The 4,947-nt window shown below is 51.5% G+C and carries 6 protein-coding genes; 3 read left to right on the top strand and 3 right to left on the bottom strand.

What is annotated here, in order from left to right:
• The first annotated feature begins 235 nt into the window (after positions 1–235).
• A complete protein-coding gene (locus tag B2067_RS13095; RefSeq protein WP_301388728.1) occupies positions 236–1,153 on the top strand; it encodes a fructosamine kinase family protein in 918 nt (305 codons plus the stop codon).
• Positions 1,154–1,202: 49 nt separating this feature from the next.
• On the opposite strand, the gene pdxH is transcribed toward B2067_RS13095, so the two are convergent.
• The gene (pdxH, locus tag B2067_RS13090; RefSeq protein ID WP_301388727.1) at positions 1,203–1,841 is read right to left on the bottom strand and encodes a pyridoxamine 5'-phosphate oxidase; all 639 of its coding nucleotides are present in this window, start codon (positions 1,839–1,841) and stop codon (positions 1,203–1,205) included.
• Positions 1,842–1,873: 32 nt separating this feature from the next.
• Here pdxH and B2067_RS13085 point away from each other — a divergent pair, with 32 nt between their 5' ends.
• Complete coding sequence (locus B2067_RS13085; protein ID WP_301388726.1) at positions 1,874–2,389, top strand: RDD family protein; 516 nt, start codon at positions 1,874–1,876, stop codon at positions 2,387–2,389.
• A 6-nt stretch (positions 2,390–2,395) separates the two neighbouring features.
• On the opposite strand, the gene lptG is transcribed toward B2067_RS13085, so the two are convergent.
• A complete protein-coding gene (gene lptG / locus B2067_RS13080; RefSeq protein WP_301388725.1) occupies positions 2,396–3,460 on the bottom strand; it encodes an LPS export ABC transporter permease LptG in 1,065 nt (354 codons plus the stop codon).
• Entirely contained in the window at positions 3,457–4,539 is a 1,083-nt protein-coding gene (gene lptF, locus B2067_RS13075; RefSeq protein WP_301388723.1) for an LPS export ABC transporter permease LptF, read from the bottom strand. The genes lptG and lptF overlap by 4 nt, the downstream gene beginning before the upstream one ends.
• A 214-nt stretch (positions 4,540–4,753) precedes the next feature.
• On the opposite strand from lptF, the gene B2067_RS13070 reads away from it, so the two are divergent.
• The coding region (locus tag B2067_RS13070) for a M17 family peptidase N-terminal domain-containing protein (protein WP_301388721.1) at positions 4,754–4,947 on the top strand (194 nt) is incomplete at its 3' end.

The raw sequence follows: 4,947 nt of genomic DNA, 5'->3' as shown, positions 1-4,947 counted from the left end.
GGTTAGAGCACAGCATTCATAATGCTGGGGTCACTGGTTCAAGTCCAGTCATAGCTACCACGAATTCTTAAAGCCCCGCAGCAGCAATGCTACGGGGCTTTTTTTTGCCTGTTTACTTTCGTACACAAAACCCCCACACGTCCTTACCTGGGTTACGCTATTCTGAGAACTGATCATCATTATCGTCTGCAGGGCGACCTATACTGATCAAATGTTCAATTAATGGTGTCTGCTTATGCCACTCCCACAGACTGCATCGCACAGTAATCCCGAATACACACTCACTCGCCTGCTTGCCGATGCGATTGACCAACGCAAGCTACCCGTCGGCGCGTGCGATATTCTTAATTACTGCCAGCACCTTAATAACAGTAAGCAACAGCAGTTTGTCATTCATACGGAAGCGGGTGATTTCTTTCTTAAGATGCAGCCGGCTTCAGAACTCGCTAGCGACCAGTTCGCAGCTGAAGTATCGGGTCTTCTGGAAATAGCCAGAACGCAGGCCATCCGCACTGCCGCACCCTACGCGACCGGCGAGGTAGATGGCCGTTCATACATCCTGTTATCCCACCTGCCGCTCGCGGTTCACGGTGACTGGCAACAAGCGGGGGTAGAACTGGCCACTCTGCACGCTAACCTCAGCGATCAGGGCTATGGCTACGGTAAGACCACCTACTGTGGTCCTACACCACTGAATAACAGCTGGCGTGAAAACTGGTCAGATTTTTTCGTCGAGCAGCGCCTGGAGCCTCTGGTGCGGGAGCTCGCCAGTCAAGGGGATGTCTTCACCAGTGCAGACCGGGTTCTGCATGCCTGTTCGAAGGCCTTGAAAGATCACCAGCCGGATGCGTCTCTCCTTCATGGTGACCTCTGGTCCGGAAATATCGGTTTTATTCCTGACAGTCGCGGATCTCTCCCGGTTATCTACGATCCGGCATGCTACTACGGTGACGCTGAAGCTGATCTTGCTATGACAGAACTCTTTGGACGCTTCCCTGATGCCTTCTATAAGGGCTACCAGAGTGTGCGTAAGATCGAAGAGGAATACGAAGAAAGGAGAGGTATCTATCAGCTGTTTCACCTGTTGAACCATGCCGTACTCTTTGGTGGGCATTACGTCACTCAGAGCCGCGATTTGATGCGCCGGCTCTGAGATCAGAAAGTTCAGTAAGCATCGCTTAAAGGCGGATTAAGGAGTCTCACTAAGGATTGAGGCGCTGCTTGATCCAGCCTTGGGCATTATGCAGATATTCCAGACGATCGTGCAGACGCGCCTCTCCTCCTTGCCAGAATTCGAAACGCTCCGGGCTTAAGCGATACCCCCCCCAATGATCGGGTACCGGAACTTCACACCCTTCAAATTCACTTTTTAGCTTCTCAAAACGAGCTTCCAGTTCAGCGCGGTTAGCGAGCGGTGCACTCTGGTCGGATGCCCAGGCTCCCAACTGGCTTTCTCGAGGTCGCGAGTGAAAATAGGCTTGGGTCTCTTCCCGAGAGATTTTCGTCACCACTCCCTGAACCATGGCCTGCCGCTCCTGAGCCAACCAGGCAAAATGCAAAGCAGCTTTTGGATTATCCTCAAAATGGCGGGCTTTATTGCTGGTGTAGTTCGTAAAAAACACGAAGCCGTCTTCATCGTAACTCTTCAATAAAAGGATACGCTGCCATGGCTGACCATCGCTGTCGCAGGAGGCGACCGTCATCATGGTGGGTTCGTCAGGACTTGCGGCTTTTTGTTCTTCAAACCACGCATGAAACTGAGTCATAGGGTTTTCTGCCGCCGTATTTTCATCCAATCGCCCGGCCGTGTATTCACGACGGATATCAAACAGATCAACCATAAGATGACTCCTTTAATTTTGGTCTCGGGCTTATGTTAACATTCCCATCCGGACGCGTCCTGACCGGCGTCAGTTACCAGATTGCAGAGGTTATTTACTCCATGTCGCTACAAAACTACCCTACCGCATCTCTTATTCGTCGCCTGGCTGCTATGGCATACGATGCGTTGGTACTTCTCGCCCTCTACATCATCCTGGGTGGAATTCTGGTTACGGCAATATCCGCAATGACTGGTCAGGAAGAGATGGTTCGCCTGAGCCCGGCAATGGTCGGCTCTGTCTTTTATACCATCTGCTTTCTGTACTACATGCACTCATGGCGCCGTGGCGGTCAGACCATTGGTATGAAAGCGTGGAACATCTATCTGATTACCAATGACAACTCACCCGTCAAACTCAGTCACTGCATACTGCGCAGTGCTACTGGCTTTTTCTCATTGGCCATTGTTGGGCTGGGGTATTTCTGGATGCTAATCGATAAAAAAGAACGCACCTGGCACGACATTGCGTCGCTGACACGTATTGTTTATCGCCCGAAAGGCAGCTGACCTTCGTCAGCCGCTCTTACGGAGCAAGTGCACTCCGATCAGTGCACTCAGAACAATGGGGATAATACTGGCCATAATTGGCGCGAAGCCAAGCACGATACTGGCCGGTGCCAGCATCTCTTCCAGGTATTTATACACCAGCCCCACAAGAATCCCTGAAAAGATCCGCGAGCCTGCAGTCACCTGTCGTAATGGCCCGAAGATAAAGGCGGCACCGAGCAGTACCAGGGCAAAGGTACTCAGAGGCTGCGTGACCTTCTTCCAGAACGACAACAGATAGTTATCTGCATTGAGATCCTGATCGTCCAGATACTGCGCATAAGCATACAGATTTGAGATCGACATATCCCGTGGCTCGATCATGACTACGCTCAGGCTCTCGGGAGTCAGACCAGAATCCCAACGTTTAGAACCGTATGAAGTCACGCTGCTTTGATCGTCGCTAATCAACTGCTCACGGACATTCTGCATCTGCCAGTGGCTACGCTGAAAGATCGCCCTCTCCGCACGCACAACGCGAGTCAGTTCTTTTTCTGGGGAGAAGTAAAAGACAGCAATACCGTGCAGAACACCATTAGGTTCAACGGCACGGAAACGCATGAACTGGTCACCCTCACGGTGCCAATAGCCCTTGCCTTTATTCGACAGCAGCTCGCCTTTGCCTTGTTGTACCGCCTTCTGAGACTGAGCCATTCTCTCCAGAGTAGGAATCGCATACTCCGCCAAAGCAACACTCAGAACCATCAATACCGCAACCGGCTTAATCACTGACCAAATGATACGGGTAACCGACAGTCCAGCGGCTCTCATCACCGTCAGTTCACTGCTGGCTGCAAGTCCGCCGAGACCGGCGAGACACCCAATCAGACACGCCATCGGCATGTACTCGTAGGCCCGACGAGGTAGCCTCAGAGCCATGAACTCAAGCGCCTCAACAAAACCATAGGCACCCTTCAGCTGATCCAGCTCATCGACTAAGGTAAAAATTGCATCGAGACCCACAATCACCAGAATAACGACCAGTGTGGCCATCAGGACACTCTTACCAACGTAGCGGTCAAGACGGGTCATAGGACTCTCCCAGCCCGACGACGCCGGAGAATCTCAGGGCCAACCAGAAGCGCCAGCCCTATTACCAGATAAATGAGGTGAAGTGCCCAGATGGCCATAGCCGGAACGCGCTCTTTCTCGAGCATGCCGCGCATAGCGATGAGCAAAGAGATGTAGACCATAAACAGAATGATGGCTGGGAACATACGTGCAAAGCGTCCCTGCCTTGGATTAACCTTAGACAGAGGGAAAGCGATCAACACAAGCACGGGCACCATCACAATCAACGACAAACGCCAGTGCAACTGCGCCTGAAACTTAGGGTCTTCCGAAGATAAAAGATCCAGTGTGGCAACCGCATCCTTACGTACTTTACGACGGTCCTCGGATTCATCCGCGATCTTCACGCCATAACGCTCGAACTCAAGCACCTGCAATTCCGCACTATCAGCAGCCAGGTCAAAACGCTTACCGTTATGCAGTTCCAGAAAACGTGAGCCGGTTTCCTGACTGAAGTACTGGCTGCCTTTCTCGGCGAGCATCAAGGTATCGCCATCTGCGATGAACACCTGATTCATCACCGTCTTATTGTCAGACAGTGATTCTGTATAGGTGACCCGGGTTCCTTTTTTCATACTCTGAAAGCGGCCCGGGGCAAGTAACTCAAACTCCGTCATTTCTGCTTGTTTTTTGTACAGATCTTCCATTTTCTCAGCACCTAGAGGGCTGAGGTATAACGAAAAAGACCCCACGATCACCATCACGACCGCGCCGGGAATCATCGTAAACAGTAACAAGCGACGGTCAGAAAACCCGGTTGCTGAAAGCACACTCATTTCGTTCTCTGAGTACATGCGACCGTACGCCAGCAGTACAGAGATAAACAGCGCCATTGGAAGGATCATTTCAAGGAACGACGGCATTCTCAGAAGCAGCGTGAAAAAGACGACTTCCAGAGGGATTTCACCGGCAGCCGCGGAGGCCAGCTGATTGATAAGCCTGCCACTCATCATAATCATGAGAAGCACGATCGTAACGGCGCCCATTGTGCCGAGTAATTCACGTGATAAATATCGGAATAAGATCAAACGGTGCCGCACCTGTTTTGTCTGGTCGTCATCTGCCTGTCGGATCTGATTGGCATCAGGCAGTTGTCGTGTAAATCAGAGAGTAACCACAAGGCAGCATTGTACTGTTTTTTTTAGCTTCCGTTACCCCAGCCACTTGTATTTTCGTGGTCTGGCCGCACACTTAGCTGGAACACTTTAATTCGCTACACCGAATACGACCGAACCTGCCCTCTAAGGAGCTACGATGGATTTTCAGATTTTCACCGGTAACCCTGCAGAACTGACTGCAGATACTCTTGTTGTCACGATTAACGATAACGGTGAGCTTTCTGCCTCTGCCGAAAAGGTAGACACCGCATCGGCTGGTGCGGTTCAGGCCCGAATCAAGGCAAAAGACATTACCGGTGCCGCGGGTAGCTCCCTGACCCTGTATTCACT

Origin of the sequence: Thalassolituus sp. UBA2590, assembly GCF_002339775.1 — a bacterium.
Taxonomy (GTDB): Bacteria; Pseudomonadota; Gammaproteobacteria; order Pseudomonadales; family Oceanobacteraceae; genus Thalassolituus.
The sequence above is the reverse complement of the archived record's forward strand: the minus strand, read 5'-3'. Positions and strand labels throughout refer to the sequence as shown.